We start from the raw sequence: 16,290 nt of genomic DNA, 5'->3' as shown, positions 1-16,290 counted from the left end.
TAGTCACCAAACATGACCAAATTTTTATTCAAATCCTTCTGCCACTGCTTCTGGATAGTTTTCTTCAACGATGTGCGCACAGCGTCCACATAAGTGTGGTAATTTTTCATCAACGCCTACGTCTTTGCGGATTTGACGACAACGATCGCATGTTTGTCCGTCAGCTTTTTCTACTAAAATGGCTACGTCATCAAATTTCACCGCAGCTTCTGGTACTTCTGCGTTAGCTGACATCACTTCATAGTAATCTGGTGACACGATCAACAATTGTGGAATATCCGCATCCACAGCTGTCAGCAATCCACGAACTTGTTCATTTGGATAGATCGTTAACTTCGCTTCCAAAGATTTACCGATCAATTTATTGTTTCGTGCTTCTTCTAAAGCTTTTAACACTTTATCACGGAAGTCCATAAATGCTGCCCAAGTATCCATCAATTCTTCTTGATTTGGATACTCTTGGTAACCTGGAAGTTCACTTAATTGAACAAACTCTTCTTCTTCTTTTAAGAAAGACCAAATTTCTTCTGCAGTATGTGGAATAATCGGTGTTAATAATTTTGTTAAAGCTACTGCTGTTTGATAAAACACAGTTTGCATACAACGGCGTTGGTAATCATTTTCTGATTCGATATAAACAACATCTTTAGCAAAATCCAGATAGAACGCAGATAGATCTACTGTTAAAAAGTTCATTACGGTACGATAGATGTGCATGAAGTTATATTTCTCATATCCTTCTTCACGAATTTCTTTAATCACTTCGTTCAATCGGATAGTCATATATTTATCTACAGAACGTAATTCTTCAAATGAAATCGTATCTTTTTGTGGATCGAAGTCTTCAGTATTTGCAATCAAGAAGCGCATCGTATTTCTGATTTTGCGGTAAACTTCTGCTACTTGGCTTAAAATATCCATGGATACACGTACATCTGCTTCATAATCCACACTAGCTACCCACAAACGTAAGATATCCGCGCCAAATTGTTTGATCACTTTATCTGGCAAGATCGTGTTACCTAACGACTTACTCATCTTACGCCCTTCGCCATCCAGAGTGAACCCTTGAGAAAGGACAGATTTATACGGTGCAACCCCATTGATTGCCACACTTGTAGTAATACTTGAATTGAACCAGCCACGGTATTGATCAGAACCTTCTAAATACATATCAGCTGGGAATGATAGTTCTGGACGTTGACGCAAGACTGCTTCGTGAGAAGAACCTGAATCAAACCAAACATCCATGATATCTGTTTCTTTCGTAAACTGTCCATTCGGTGATCCTGGATGCGTAAAGCCTTCTGGAAGAAGATCTTTCGCTTCTTTCTCAAACCAAATGATTGAACCATGTTCAGCAAACAATTGCGCTACGTGTTCAATCGTTTCCGGCGTGATGATTGCTTCCCCATTTTCAGCGTAAAAGATTGGCAATGGCACACCCCATGCACGTTGACGTGAAATAACCCAGTCGCCACGATCACGGATCATATTATAAAGACGTGTTTTCCCCCAAGGAATAATCCAATCTACTTTCTCTACTTCCTCTAAAATATTTTGTCGGAAATCGTCGATTGATGCAAACCATTGTGGTGTAGCACGATAAATCACAGGTTTTTTCGTACGCCAGTCATGAGGATAACTATGCGTAAAGAAGTCAAGTTTTAATAAAGCACCTTTTTCTTGTAACAAATCAGTAATCATTGGATTCGCTTTGTCGTAAAAGACCCCTTCAAATCCTGGTGCTTCTTCTGTATAAACCCCTTTTGAATCCACTGGAGAAACTACTGGCAATTTATATCTGTTTCCTGCAATATAGTCATCTTCCCCGTGACCTGGTGCTGTATGGACTAATCCAGTACCAGCGTCTAAAGTTACATGGTCACCTAAGATGACTAATGATTCCCGCTCATAAAACGGATGCCAAGCAGTCATGTATTCCATTTCCTGACCAGCAATCTCTTTCAACACCTGAACATCAGACCAACCGATTTCAGTTTGAACCTTTTCTAATAAATCTTTTGCAACGACAAATTTACGTCCATCTGCTTCGATTAAAACGTACGTATAAGTTGGATTTACTGCAATCCCTTGGTTTGCTGGTAATGTCCATGGCGTAGTTGTCCAAATAACGAAAGCTGTATCTTCATCTAACAACCCTTTGCCATCTTTCACATTGAAAGCCACAAAGATAGAAGGAGACTTCACATCTTTATATTCGATTTCTGCTTCAGCAAGTGAAGATTCACTTGACGGAGACCAATAGATTGGTTTCAATCCTTTATAGATATAGCCTTTTTCAGCCATTTTACCGAAAACACGGATTTGTGCCGCTTCGTAAGAAGGATCCAACGTGACATATGGATGCTCCCAATCGCCTGCCACTCCTAGTCGTTTGAAATCTTCTCGTTGTTTGTCGACTTGTGAAAGGGCATATTCACGACATTTTTCTAAGTACTCTGACATTGTCATTTCTTTTCGTTTGATCCCTTTATTGGCTAATACTTGTTCAATCGGTAAACCGTGAGTATCCCAACCTGGAACATAAGGTGCACGAAATCCTGACATTGATTTTGAACGGATAATGATATCTTTACTGATTTTATTTAATGAATGTCCTAAATGGATATTTCCATTTGCATAAGGAGGTCCATCATGTAAGATGAAACTTGGCTTTCCTTCATTTAATTCTTGTCTTTTTTGATAAATTTTATTTTCTTCCCATTCTTTTTGCCAATCCGCTTCACGATTAGGCAAATTACCACGCATTGGGAATTTTGTTTTACCTAGTTGTAAGGTTTCTTTCATTTTCATAAACCAGTTACGCTCCTTCTTTCATCATTTTAAAGAACACAAAAAAGCATGTTCATCCAAAGGGACGAACATGCCGTGGTACCACCCAAATTCAGTTACATGATCATGTAACTCTTAAAAACCAATAACGAGGTCAACCGTTGTTTCTTACTCCTATTTCAGAAACAATTTTCGTAGAGGATCTTTCACTTTGCAGGGTCTTGCCGAACTTCCACTATCATCGGCTCGCTGAAAAGAATGACAAAATGCTTTTCTGTTCTACTCTTCGTCATCACCAGGAATGATCGAAATATCGATCGCCTGTGTATCAAATGCAGTCATTGGTGCTTCCATGATGCCTGTGTCTGAGTTTACATCAGTTTGATTTTCATTGTCAAGTTGTTTTGCTAAAACTTCTTTGATCACTTCATGACTATCTGACACATAGCTTGAGAAAGGTTGTAAAATTTCATCCCATTCTGGACTTTTTACTTGTTCTAATTGAGATTCTAACATCAAGCTGATTCGTTGGTGGAAAACTCGTGTTTTTTTCTTTAAGTCTTCTGTTTCAACTGCTAGCTGTTTTGCTTTTTCAGTTGCATCTGTTAGGATTTGTCTTGCTTTTTCTTCCGCATCTGTCGTTAATTGGTGCGCACGTTTTTCAGCCGTAGCCACTAATTCATCCGCTTTGTTTTGAGCAGATGTCACGATTACTTCGGACTCTTTACTTGCACTTGTTTTAACTTTATCCGCTGTGTCTTGTGCCACGATGATTGACTGATTCAATGCATCTTTTAGTTCATTGAAATATTCTAATTTTTCTTCTGAATGTTTCACTGCTTTTTCAAGTTCACGGTTTCGTTGCGTGATTTCTTCATAGTCACGAACAACTAAATCTAAGAAATCATCTACTTCGTCTTGATTGTATCCCCGCATTTTTGTGGGGAATGTTTTGTTTTGGATATCTAATGGAGTTAAAGCCATGTGTAAACCACCTTTTTGTTTTATTTACGTAATACACCAAATAATACCCTGTATTTTTCTTTTTTAGTTTTTCCTTCAAGTTCTTGAATTTGGAGTCGACCAAATCCTCTGATCGAAACGATATCTAATAACTCAAGTAAAAAATCAGGGCGTGTATTTTCTGTCCAATTTACTTTTACTTTTCCAGACTCAATCAGCTGCTTCGAACGCTGTCTGGAAATATTATAAATCTCCGAGATCACGCTGTCTAGTCTCAATGAAGTCACTGTACCTCTTTCTTGTGTCCAACCATCTTTTGGCACAAGTAATTCCGTATACTTGATTGGCTCCATCCGAACAGAGACTTTGCCGATTTTTGTTACTTGCGTTGCTACAAACTGTTCAACTTCTCTTGCAATGAACACTTGCCAACGATCACCATCAGAAATGATATCACCAAAGTAAGCTCGTTTGATACCTGTACCAACCAATGTACCTAATACTTTTCCATGAGTCAAACTAGCAAACTTACTCGGATAATGGATTTCATAAAGTGACACCTCAAAATCTTCGTCAGTAGGCTCATAATAGTCAGGAAAAATCAAACATCGCTTCCGTTCTGCTTGCTCATAACCGCCATAAAATGAAAAGTGTAATTCACTATCTTGACGGATCAGCGTCTCTAGTATATAGGATTGTCTTGGATCAAGAAAGTCAGTAAGATAAGGTGCATATTGCCCTTGTACCTGTTCGATCCAATCACCTACTGAATCGATGAAAGAACGTTCATCTGCACGGAAATGCTGATAAACATTTGCGTCCATATTTTCCCCTCCTATCAGCTACTCCTTTGATCGTTTTAATAAATTGCCATGACTATCCATAAAACGATATGTTGAAGACCTTGTACTGCTAAGTTTAAAATCAAGATCGCAGCTAGAATCGTAAAATCAATTCCACCAAATCGAAGTGGAAGCCGATCAAATAACTGGATATACGGTTCACAGATTTTTGCTAAAAAGCGACCAATCCCTGATTGATATCCTCCTGGAAACCAGGATAAAAGTGCATAAACCATTAACAAAAGACTGTAAAAGTAGGCTGCTCGTCCCAGCAGATTAAGTAATATAAAAATAATATAAATTGTCGTTCCTCCTCTTATAGGTCAAATAGGTTCACGTCTGCAAAAGATTGTGCTGTTGAACTATCGATTTCCATTCCAGTTGGCGTGCATAGAAAAATCTCGTCACCTACTCGCTTAATGTCACCATCTAATGCATAGACAGTGCCAGTTAAAAAATCAACGATTCTTCTCGCTTGTTTTTCTTCTACTAAATGGAAATTTACTAATGTTGCTTCACCAGCAATGATTCGTTTAGCAATAGCCATTGCTTCAGAATAAGCTCGTGGTTCCATGACCGTAATTTTTCCAGCTAAATTTGTTTTAGGTGTAAAAGAAGTTTTTGCTGTTTCTTCTTTACGTGTTTTTTTAGCTGGTGTTTGATGTAATTCAATCACTTTTTTTGTTTCATTTGCCGCTACACTTTCACGAGCAACAGGACGTGTTGTTTGTTGCGCACGTGGCTTTGAGACAGCTCTTGGCTGGCTCATTTGAGATTGTGTTGGCTGTATTGGTTTCTTTTTTGTTGTAGGCTGTGCTACAGCCGGCTTAGATGTTTCAGGATACTCCTCGTACTCTTCCTCATCAGCTAATCCGAAAAAATTAGCAATCGCACCTCTATTTAAAAGTGGCATTATTGTTCCTCCTCGTCTTTGAATAGCGCTGTTCCTACACGGATGAATGTGGCACCTTCTTCGATTGCCAGTTGAAAGTCCTGACTCATTCCCATGCTTAATTCCGTACATGGTGCATGCGAAAAACCTTTCGAATGAACAAGATCACGCAATTCTTTCAGCGTTCCAAATACTTTGCGAATTTGTTTAGCAGAAGCCTCTTTAGGTGCCATCGTCATTAAACCAACAACCTTTATTTTAGACAAAGCAACTAAAGATTCGATAAAAGGAACCAGCTCTTCTGGCGAAAAACCATGTTTGGATGCTTCACCAGATACATTCACTTCCACAAAACAATCGAGGGGTTTTGTTGCCCTTTTTTGTATTTCTTCTGCTAATTTCAAACTGTCTAATGCGTGAAAGCAATCAATTTCATTTATAATCAATTTTACCTTTCTACGCTGCAAATTACCAATTAAATGCCACTTTACATCAGGATAATTAACTAAATCTTGTTTTTTTTGTAACAATTTATCTACGCGGTTTTCTGCGCAGTTTTTTACACCCTGTTCAATCAATTTTTCTGCCGTAGCAGAATCCACTGATTTGGTGACAGCGACTAGTGTGACTTCTTTCGGATCACGATGAACAAGAGCACACGAGTCCTGAATCTCTTGCTCGATTTTTAGCAAGTTGTCAGCAATCATGTGCTCTTCCTCCTTTATTTTTTACGACGGAAAAATGGTGGTGTACTTAATTCATCGTCACCTTTTGCTTTTGTTTCTTCACGATTGAATGTATCAAATTCTTTTTTTTCGATAGGTTCAAAATTCGTTTCTTCAACTCTAGGACGGACATTTTGTTCACGTCTGATGTCCCAGTCACCAAAACTGCTATTTTCTTCTTCAGCAGAGATTGGTTTTGCTTGATCCATATCTAAAACTGTTTTTTGAGTAGATGATTGCATTTGTGTTTGTCTAGCCGGACGACTAGACTTGCGTTCCTTTTTTGATTCGTCGATACCCGTTGCAATAACCGTTACACGGATTTCATCGCCCATTTCTTCATTGATTGATGTACCTAGAATGATGTTAACATCGCCTGTAGCAGCATTTGCTACGATATCTGAAGCATCTTGAGCTTCAAATAAAGTCATGTCTAATCCACCAGTGATGTTAAGCAAGACTTGCTCAGCTCCATCGATTGATGTTTCAAGAAGTGGAGAAGAAATAGCTTTCTTCGTCGCTTCGATCACACGTTCTTCACCGCTTGCTACACCGATACCCATTAACGCTGTTCCTTGGTTTTCCATAACAGTTTTCACATCAGCAAAGTCAAGGTTAACGTAACCTGGGGCTGTAATCAAATCTGAGATCCCTTGAACCCCTTGACGTAATACATTATCAGCTTCACGGAAAGCTTCTAACATTGGTGTTTTCTTGTCAACTACTTCAAGAAGACGGTTGTTTGAGATAATCAATAATGTATCGACGTTTTCTTTCAAACGTGCGATACCTTCAGCAGCAAATCTGCCACGTTTTGGTCCTTCAAAAGTGAATGGTCGAGTTACGACACCGACAGTCAAAGCACCAAGTTCTTTAGCAATTCCTGCTACGATTGGAGCAGCACCTGTACCAGTTCCGCCTCCCATACCTGCAGTAATGAAAATCATGTCAGCGCCATCTAAGGCTTCGCGTAAAGCTTGTTCACTTTCTTCGGCAGCTTTTTGACCAACTTCTGGTTGAGAGCCTGCGCCTAGTCCGCGTGTATATTTAGGTCCTAATTGGATAACTGTTTCAGCTTTTGAATTTTTCAATGCTTGGACATCTGTGTTGGCAGTGATGAACTCAACACCTTTTACATTTTCTTCAATCATACGGTTAACAGCATTTCCACCGCCGCCACCGACACCGATGACTTTGATTACTGCGCCGTCATTGATATTATTATCAATTGAGAATTCCATATTTTATTCCTCCCAGGATGAATTAATCAAAAATTTTTGAAAAGAAACCTTTAATTTTAGTTGTTACATCTTCGTCTGATTTCTTTTGTTCAGGTTCGTCGTAGACCGTTTCTTCTGGAACATCATAGCTATCATTATCATATGATGTCACTTCTTGTTCTACAGTTGTGTGATGCGCGACCACTGTTTCACCTGTCACAGCAATTTTAGCCAATTGATAGACTTCACTCAAGTTAGCTGAGTAATCCACGATGCTGATCACATTAGTAAAGACTGGATTACGAAGTCCCATTTGGTTAGGTACATATAGCTTAACATTCACACCAAAAATCTCTTGTGCCAGATCAACAACACCTGGAAGGCTTGCAGCACCACCAGTTAGTACGATACCACCAGGTAACTCTAGTGCTTCGATTTGGTCTAACGCTTCTTTGGCTTTATTGAAAATCTGTTCCATACGGGCTGAAATCACTTCTGATAAATAGCGTTCATCCACTTTAACAGGTTCAGATTGACCGATCACATCTACTGGAAACTCTTCATTTGCAGAAGTACGTTCTGGATAAGCATCCCCATAATTGATTTTTAACGCTTCAGCATTATTGAATGACGTATTCAACACAATCGAGATATCTTTTGTGACGAACTCGCCACCTTCTTGATCTAGACTAGTGAACTTCAATTGTTTGTCATGCATAACAGCTGTTGTCGTTTGTCCACCGCCCATATCAATCACGATCGTTCCAAAATCTTTTTCTCCATCTGAAAGGATTGTTTCTGTTAAAGCTAATGGTGTAATGACTAATTCATTGACAACCAATCCTGCATTTTCTACACATTTACGGATATTATGAACAATCGTCTTTGGCCCAGTAAATAACAAGCCATACATTTCTAATCTGACACCGATCATTCCACGAGGATCTTTGATTCCTTCGAATCCATCAACGGTAAAGTCTTGTGGCAAAATTGATACGATTTGACGTTCAGGAGGAATTGAACGAACAAGGGCAGCTGAAGCCACGTTTCTGACATCTTCATCGGTGATTTCTTTCGAATCCCCGTTTACTGCAATCATTCCTTGGCAATTTTCCACTTCAAGCAAGTTTGCTGGTAGACCAACACTAACCCCTTTGATCTGTATCCCTGCTTTTTCTTCTGCTTGTCTTACTGCTCGTTGTATCGCTTGGACCGTTTTATCGATATCAACGATAATGCCGCGGTTAATCCCTTCTGATTTTGCGTTTCCTACTCCAATAATATTCATTTGGCTGTCGATATATTCAGCCACGACAACTTTGACAGATGTCGTTCCAATATCAAGGCCTACATACATTCCTGTTTTTGCCATGAACGGGATTCCCTCCTACTTACTATTCCATATACAAGCGAACAACTAACGTCCGTTTTTAAATATACTTTAATAGATATATTCACTGCCTTCAATTCTACCATAAATTACCGGTTTTTAGAAAGTAGATTATCACTTTTTAAAACTGTTTTATTAATTTTCGGTTAAATCTGAAGACGATGAACTTGAATTGTCATCGATTTGGCTAGATTCACTTGTATTCTCTGACTGACCTGCTTGATTTGACTCAACTGATTCCGAAGATTGGTCTGACTGATCACTTGATGCTCCCGATTGTCCTGTGAGATTTTCGGTAGAACTTGTCTGCACAGATGAATCTGTTGCTCCGCCATTCTCCTTCTTGCTTTCACTGTAAGGATAAGAGAAAATCCCTACCTCCATATCAATGACGCCCTTTTCCTTCATCTCTTTAGCGACTTGTGGATAATATTTCATTTGACTGGCTAGATTTTGAATATTGACGATCACTTGGTTCCCATCATTCATATTTAGTTGGATCAAATTTTTATTGCTCTCTTTTGGTGTATATTTGATTTCTGAAATTGCTTTTTGTAATTCTGAAGTTAATTGATTATATTCTTTAACCAATTGACTAATTTTGGCGTTATCTGTGAAATTCTCTAGAATTGGTAAATTCTTAGTCGGATTTGCTACTTTTTCCTTTAAGACTTTTCCATTTTCGATTACAGGAAAATATTCGCCGTCCTTCATCACTAAAGCAATCTCTTTGTATTCTTTGATAGCCAACTCAAAAGTATTGATTGACTTAAAATGCAATTGTGCGCTCTCTACTCTTGGTTGTTCTTTTTTCAATGTATCAAGATATTGGTTTTTATGGAAATACTGACTCCAAACATTTCCATCAATTGCCAAATGAGAGTCGGCAATGGCTATTTGACTCGTAATCATTTGGTTCCCTGAAACTGTTATCCCTTGCAGTCGACTATAAGGGGAAACATAATAAATCAAAAAAATCAGTGGGATCGTTAGGATTGAAATAATAAAAGTCAGTCTTCGATAAAGAACTTTATTTCGTTGATTTTTCAGATTCGGTAGCCGATTTAAAAAAGAGCCATTATAAGGACTACCAATTTTTGGTTGTTCAATTTTTTCAAATGGCTCAGAGTCCCCTTTTTTCATTGGATCAGAAGCGGTTGCTTCTTGCTTCTCACCTTCCGCTGAGTCTGCTTCTTTAGTAGCGGAAGTGGATGCTGCCGGCTCATTTGTATTTTCATTTTTTTCTTCTTTTTGCTCTTCTTTTTGTTCTTCCTTTTTTTCGTGTTCTGCCAAATATTTCCGGTTGGCCTTTTGCCAAGGAGTTAGATTTTGTTCACCCTCAGATTCATTTGGCAGCTTGTCTGGCTTTTTTTTCTTACTCACTAAGACCACACCACCTTTATTTTTGAATTAATGATTTTACTAGCTCGTACATTCTTTCTGATGCGTCTGGGATTCCTTGCTGTTTAGAAGCTAAAGACATTTGTTTTTGTAATTGATCATTAGTCATGATCTCTTCAATCGCTTGTTTTAGGGAACGTCCATCTAATTCGTCATCTTTGATCATCTTCGCTGCATTGTTTTTGACTAAGCTCATTGCATTTTTTGTCTGATGGTCATTCGTCACATAAGGACTTGGAATTAGAATAGCTGGCAAACCTAAAGCTGTTAATTCAGCAATCGAAGTCGCACCTGCTCTACCAACCAATAGATCGCTTGATGCCATTACTTCTGCCATTTTATTGATATAAGGCTGTATGCTGACATTGGCACAAGCAGGAACTTTCGTTTGGATATCTTTATAATAGCGTTCGCCTGAGGCATACAGAACCTGGTATTCCTGATCGAACGACATTAAAAATTCTGTTACTGCCTGATTGATTTTTAAAGCCCCTTGACTACCACCAAAAATCAAGACTGTTTTTTTCTCTGGATCAAGTCCATAAGTGGCTAAAATTTTCGATTTATCCATATCCGCAACTTCTTGCGCCCGAGGATTACCGATCAAAGACGATTTTTCTGCAGGAAAAAATGGAGCAGCATCTTCAAAAGAAAGTGCGATTCGATCCACATAGCGACTTAAAAATTTATTGGTGATGCCAGGCACACTATTTTGTTCATGGATGATCGTAGGAATCGCTAACTTAGATGCCGCATAGACTACTGCACCCGACACGTAGCCCCCAGTCCCAATCACCACATCTGGTTTAAATTCTTTTAAAATTTTTTTTGCTTCTCGAATACTTTTTAAAAAAAGTTGGATAGTCTTCAGATTATGTAGCGAAAGTTTCCGCTGAAATCCTTGTATTTCTAGCGTACGAAAAGGCATCCCGGTCTCGGGAACAATTTTATTTTCTAAGCCTCTTTGCGCTCCAACGTACATAAACTCAGTATTCGGCTCTTTTGTTTTTACATAATTGACGAAGGCTAGTGCTGGATAAATATGCCCGCCAGTTCCGCCACCAGTAACCAAAATTTTCATTCATTCTCGCTCGTTTCTACTTTTGTATAGTTAGTTTATTGACAGCTTCCATAAACCGTTCGCCTCTAATTTCAAAATTAGGGTATTGATCCCAACTTGCATTTGCTGGGGACAATAAGATCGAATCACCCTCTTCACTCAATTCAAGGGCGATCGGTACAGCGGCTTCTGCGTTTTCAGCTGCCTTGATCACAGGGATACCTGCTTTCTTGCCGGCATCCGCTAATCTATTTTGAGTTTCCCCAAAAGTGATCAACGCTTTGATGCCTTTTAAAGCTGGTATCAACTCATCAAATGAATTTCCCCGATCCAGACCTCCAGCGATTAATACTAATTGATCTAACTGAAAACCACTTAATGCCATTTTAGTAGCTAAAATATTAGTGGCTTTTGAATCGTTATAAAACTTCCTTCCTTGAAATTCCCCCACATACTGTGTACGATGCGGTACTCCATGGAAATGGTGTAAAGCATTTTTGATCGCTTCATTTGAGATACCATATAATTTAGCAACTGAGATGGCAGCTAGTGCGTTCTCAACATTGTGTGAACCAGGAACACCCAATTCTGTAATATCCATGATTTTTTCTTGGTTATAGTAGATACTACCATCTAAAGAATAGGCACCTTTAGGTAGTTTTTGTTCCGTCGCAAAAGGTAACACCGTTGCTTTAGTCTTTTTGCTGAGTTCTCTTAGCTCTTCTTGATTCCAATTCAAAATCAAATAATCTTTCTCTGTCATATTCTGTTGTAAATGCCATTTTGCTTTTACATATTCTTTTCTCGTTTTGTGGTAATCGATATGAGCCTCATAAATATTGGTTACTACTGCTACATGGGGACGAAAATCAGTGATTCCCATCAATTGGAAACTAGATAGTTCCATAACGATTTTATCGTCAGCTGTTGCTTCTTGCGCCACACTACTAGCTGGATAACCGATATTCCCGGCTAGGCGAGCTGTTCCTGGCAAATCACCAGCGTTCAATAACAAGCCTGTCATAGTTGTTGTTGTTGTTTTACCATTTGTTCCTGTAATCCCAATAATCGGACATTCCGCTACCTCGTAAGCTAATTCCACTTCCGTAATTACCGGAATACCCAGTTCTTGTGCTTTTTGAACAAATGGATGACTATACGGAATCCCCGGATTTTTCACCATCAAAGAAAATTCTTCATCCAATAATTCAATCGGATGGCTTCCAGCAATCACTTTGACTCCCAGTGATAGCAACTCTTGTGCTTCTGGATTTTCATCAAACGGCTTTCCGTCATTAACAGTGACAAGTGCGCCCAACTCATGTAACAGTTTGGCCGCACTAAATCCACTTTTCGCTAATCCAAGAACAAGGACTTTTTTGTTTTCATATGTTGAAATTTTTTTCATTTCCTGTCATCTCCTACCAAATGAACCATAGTGTTATTAAAGAAGTTACAATACTTACTAACCAAAAAATGATGTCGATCTTCCATTCTGACCAACCACACATTTCAAAATGATGATGGATAGGAGACATTTTGAAGATACGTTTTCCTGTTAATTTGAAAGAAGTAACTTGAAGCATTACACTTGCTGTCTCCATAACATAAATCAAACCAACTAATAACAATGTCCACTCTTGGTTTAGCATAATAGAAATTGCTGCCAATAATCCACCTAATGCCAGAGAACCAACATCGCCCATGAATATTTTGGCTGGTTTACGATTATAAGCAAAAAAGCCAAGTAACCCACCAAGCACACTTAAACAAATAACTAAGACATCATATTGTTGCTGATGCCAAGCAATGATTCCGTACGTTGCAAAAGAGATCGTTCCTAGTCCAGCAACTAATCCGTCAATCCCATCTGTCAGATTAACCGCGTTTGAAAAACCAACAAGCCAGAAAATAGCAAATACCCCATAGAATAGTCCAAGTGGCAACTCTATTCCAAAGAAATTTAACGTACCAGGATAGCCTTCTGAACGATAGACAAGATAAAAAATGATCCCGCCAATGATCTGCCCTAGCAGTTTTTGTTTAGAGTTTAGCCCCATGTTTCGTTTTTTAAAGATTTTAATGAAATCATCTAAAAATCCGATCACACCATATAAAGCTAAAACAAATAGTAGGATGAAAAGAGTAGGCGTCAACTGATTTTGCCAAGCGCCAACCCAAATTCCGGTTAATATTGCTGCAACTAAAAACACCAATCCACCCATCGTTGGAGTTCCGGCTTTTACATTATGCCATTTTGGTCCTTCTTCACGAATCGCCTGCCCTTGTTTTTTCATTTGAAAATACCCAATAAATAGTGGCATTGCTGCAATAGTCATTGCACAACTACTAACGATAGGAATCAATGCTTGTGTCCACTCCATACTCTTTTTCTCTCCCAATTCTATTCTTATTCTTCTAATGTAAAACTTAATTTTTTATCAGTGATTTTTTCATAGGGTGCTAAACTTTGCTCCTTACAGTAACCATCGCCATGGAAGGTGACTTCAACCCCTAAGATTTTCCCTAACTTCATAATATCTGCTTTGGACCAATCGGTGACATCAGGCATTAGATTTTCTCCGCCTGTATACAAGATCAGTTTTTCGCCAGAAATCAATTGATCACCATTTGCAGTAGATTGTTTCTTCACTTTTTCCCCATCACCTACAACGATAGGTTGCAATCCACTTTTCTGTGCATCTGCTGCGGCAACGTCAGCACTTAGATTACGGTAATCTGCTACAGTGATTTTTTCTGTTTTTGCTTCTGGTGAATTTTCTTCTTCACTTTCTTGGAAGTCCATCGCACGTTTCATCAATGGATTAGCGATTTTAGCTAAAGCCATTCGATCGTAAGTCTTAGGATGTTTCATCGTAATGTATAAAACATACTCTGGATCTTCAGATGGAACCATTTCGACGATGGAATATAAGTATGCTGTATCACCAGTTTGGTACCCACCTTTATCAGAAGCAATCTGTGCCGTACCAGTTTTAGCTGAAACATTATAACCCGGCACACTATATACCCCATATGCACTACCATAATTTTCGCTTTCAACTACGTCACGCATATATTCTCGTACTTTTTCGGTCGTTTCTTTTGAAAATGGTTGCCCTAATACTTCCGTTTGCGTTATACGCTCTTCATTCGTTGCAGGATCTACAACTTTACTGATGTAGCGTGGTTGGATCATCGTTCCATTATTTGCGACGGAAGTGAAAGCTTTCATCATTTGGAAATTTGTAACACCAATCGCTTGTCCATAAGAACTCATTGCGCGGTCAACGATATTTTCCGTTGGCAAAGCACCATTTACTTCATCATCTAGACCTGAATGAGTACTTTGACCAAAACCTAATTTTTGTAGGTAGTTGTACCAAGTACCGCCCATTCGTTGCTCTAGCATTACCATCCCAACATTACTTGACCAAGATAACGCTTGTCGCATCGTAAGAACTCCTTTTGCTCCAAAATCGTGGTCGTTGATCGTCGCATCAGCAACTTTTATTTTCCCAGATTGGTACGTTTCATTCTCATTGAATTTCCCTTCTTGGATCGCTGCTGCAGTCGTGAAGACTTTCATAGTTGAACCAGGCTCATAGCTATCTTGCACTAAGAAATTACGCCAAACAGCATCCTTGCCGGTTAAGCCTTCCATCGTTTCAGGATTAAAAGTAGGTCGTTGACCCATTGCTAGAATTTCTCCAGTTTTCGCTTTCATCAACATGGCTGTTAATTCTTCTGGTTGGTATTCTTCATTCACTTGATCCATAAGCGTTTCAAGATAACTTTGTAAACGACTATCCAACGTCGTATAGATATCTTGTCCGTCAACTGCTTTCACTTCTTCTGCCACTGTTCCTGGTAGAGGATTTTGGTAGTTGTCTTTTTGGTAAACGATCTTCCCATTTTTACCACTTAAAATATCATTATAAGCAGCTTCTAGTCCGAGCTTTCCAACTAAGCCATTTTCATTTTTATCTGGAACAGCATAGCCGATAAAGTGGGAAGCAAATTCGCCGTTAGGATACATCCGTGCGGGATGATCTTCAAAATACAGACCGACTACTCCTGCTTTCTTCATATCGTCTTCTATATTCTGTTTGGTCTCTTGACTGATATTTTTTCCATAAGAACCAAATTCAACTTGATATAGATTATTTTTGGCGCCATCTTTTAAGATTTGTAAGGCATCGTTCTTTTCTATAGAGAGATTTTTATTTAGTATCTCGGCGATTTTGTCAAAGTTCTTTTCTTCGGCATACAATTTTTTGTCACCAGAAGTATAAGTTTTTGAAAGGATTGCTTTGATTGAGTAAGAAGTGGCATCTTCTGCCAAAGCGACCCCATTCCGATCATAGATCGTTCCTCGTTTTGCTTTTACGACCTCGCTCCCTTTGTAAAGTTGTTCGGTCTTTTCTGCCAAAGAGGTTCCTGCCACGTGACCACCGATCACGATATAAGAAAAACGAACGGCAAATAAAAAGAACAATCCAATACTCGTAGCAAATAAAATGATACCTACTTTTTTGCGATTGTTCGTCGGATTTAGATTTTTCTTTTCCATAAACCGCCGGAATTTATTTTTAAGACTCATTTACTTCACTTTCCTTAAATTGTCGTCATTGATTGACAACCCTTTTTCTTCTGCGATTTTTTTGATTCGTTCAGTACGTGATAATTCATTTTTTTCCTGTACTAAACTAGTTTTTTCTTGATTTTTTTGAGTGATCTCTGTTTGAATCGTTGTGATTGCTTTTTCGACACCACTAATATTTGTTCGTAACATGACTGTTAAGACACATAGTGCGATCACTGAAAAAATAATACTTACTACTGCTAATTTTTCTAAAACAGAAATATGTTTTAGGCGTTTAGCCGGTGATTGAGGGCGTACGATTTCTTGATTTGAATCTGGCAATTGTTGTTCTGGTTGATCAACCACTTCTGGTAAATCATATGGATATTCTTGGACTTTTTTTAATTCTGCCATTA

At 38.7% G+C, this 16,290-nt stretch carries 14 protein-coding genes and 1 other annotated feature; all 14 genes read right to left on the bottom strand.

Annotation, left to right across the window (positions count from 1 at the left end; translation table 11 throughout):
• Positions 1-24: 24 nt before the first annotated feature.
• The 14 genes from ileS to ftsL all read right to left on the bottom strand — a co-directional run bounded on the left by ileS (position 25) and on the right by ftsL (position 16,288).
• On the bottom strand, positions 25-2,817 hold the full coding sequence (ileS, locus tag IGK91_RS03530) for an isoleucine--tRNA ligase (RefSeq protein WP_010738196.1): 2,793 nt from the start codon (positions 2,815-2,817) through the stop codon (positions 25-27).
• 57 nt (positions 2,818-2,874) lie between these two features.
• Positions 2,875-3,092: a binding site (T-box leader), on the bottom strand.
• A complete protein-coding gene (locus IGK91_RS03525; protein ID WP_010719771.1) occupies positions 3,076-3,780 on the bottom strand; it encodes a DivIVA domain-containing protein in 705 nt (234 codons plus the stop codon). Its footprint overlaps the feature before it by 17 nt.
• Positions 3,781-3,800: 20 nt before the next feature.
• Positions 3,801-4,583 (bottom strand): RNA-binding protein, encoded by a 783-nt coding sequence (locus IGK91_RS03520; RefSeq protein WP_081123053.1) that lies wholly within the window; start codon positions 4,581-4,583, stop codon positions 3,801-3,803.
• A 35-nt stretch (positions 4,584-4,618) separates the two neighbouring features.
• Positions 4,619-4,888 (bottom strand): YggT family protein, encoded by a 270-nt coding sequence (locus IGK91_RS03515; RefSeq protein ID WP_034686156.1) that lies wholly within the window; start codon positions 4,886-4,888, stop codon positions 4,619-4,621.
• A gap of 29 nt (positions 4,889-4,917) precedes the next feature.
• Positions 4,918-5,514 (bottom strand): cell division protein SepF, encoded by a 597-nt coding sequence (locus IGK91_RS03510; protein ID WP_010719773.1) that lies wholly within the window; start codon positions 5,512-5,514, stop codon positions 4,918-4,920.
• Entirely contained in the window at positions 5,514-6,200 is a 687-nt protein-coding gene (locus tag IGK91_RS03505) for a YggS family pyridoxal phosphate-dependent enzyme (protein WP_010719774.1), read from the bottom strand. The genes IGK91_RS03510 and IGK91_RS03505 overlap by 1 nt, the downstream gene beginning before the upstream one ends.
• Positions 6,201-6,214: 14 nt before the next feature.
• Positions 6,215-7,459 carry a cell division protein FtsZ gene (gene ftsZ / locus IGK91_RS03500; protein ID WP_010719775.1) on the bottom strand — a complete coding sequence of 415 codons (1,245 nt, stop codon included), beginning with the start codon at positions 7,457-7,459 and terminating at the stop codon, positions 6,215-6,217.
• A 22-nt stretch (positions 7,460-7,481) separates the two neighbouring features.
• Complete coding sequence (gene ftsA, locus IGK91_RS03495; RefSeq protein ID WP_010719776.1) at positions 7,482-8,810, bottom strand: cell division protein FtsA; 1,329 nt, start codon at positions 8,808-8,810, stop codon at positions 7,482-7,484.
• A 153-nt stretch (positions 8,811-8,963) separates the two neighbouring features.
• Complete coding sequence (locus IGK91_RS03490) at positions 8,964-10,211, bottom strand: cell division protein FtsQ/DivIB (RefSeq protein ID WP_010738198.1); 1,248 nt, start codon at positions 10,209-10,211, stop codon at positions 8,964-8,966.
• Positions 10,212-10,227: 16 nt separating this feature from the next.
• Complete coding sequence (gene murG, locus IGK91_RS03485) at positions 10,228-11,310, bottom strand: undecaprenyldiphospho-muramoylpentapeptide beta-N-acetylglucosaminyltransferase (RefSeq protein WP_010738199.1); 1,083 nt, start codon at positions 11,308-11,310, stop codon at positions 10,228-10,230.
• Between the two features lie 16 nt (positions 11,311-11,326).
• The gene (gene murD / locus IGK91_RS03480) at positions 11,327-12,697 is read right to left on the bottom strand and encodes a UDP-N-acetylmuramoyl-L-alanine--D-glutamate ligase (protein ID WP_034867826.1); all 1,371 of its coding nucleotides are present in this window, start codon (positions 12,695-12,697) and stop codon (positions 11,327-11,329) included.
• A 13-nt stretch (positions 12,698-12,710) separates the two neighbouring features.
• Positions 12,711-13,673, bottom strand: coding sequence for a phospho-N-acetylmuramoyl-pentapeptide-transferase (mraY, locus tag IGK91_RS03475; RefSeq protein WP_010719780.1), 963 nt, complete (start codon positions 13,671-13,673; stop codon positions 12,711-12,713).
• 26 nt (positions 13,674-13,699) lie between these two features.
• Complete coding sequence (locus IGK91_RS03470) at positions 13,700-15,892, bottom strand: penicillin-binding transpeptidase domain-containing protein (RefSeq protein WP_430605328.1); 2,193 nt, start codon at positions 15,890-15,892, stop codon at positions 13,700-13,702.
• Complete coding sequence (gene ftsL, locus IGK91_RS03465) at positions 15,893-16,288, bottom strand: cell division protein FtsL (RefSeq protein ID WP_010719782.1); 396 nt, start codon at positions 16,286-16,288, stop codon at positions 15,893-15,895.
• Positions 16,289-16,290 lie beyond the last annotated feature (2 nt).

This window comes from Enterococcus sp. DIV1208 (assembly GCF_050530455.1).
Classification (GTDB): domain Bacteria; phylum Bacillota; class Bacilli; order Lactobacillales; family Enterococcaceae; genus Enterococcus_B; species Enterococcus_B hirae.
The sequence above is the reverse complement of the archived record's forward strand: the minus strand, read 5'-3'. Positions and strand labels throughout refer to the sequence as shown.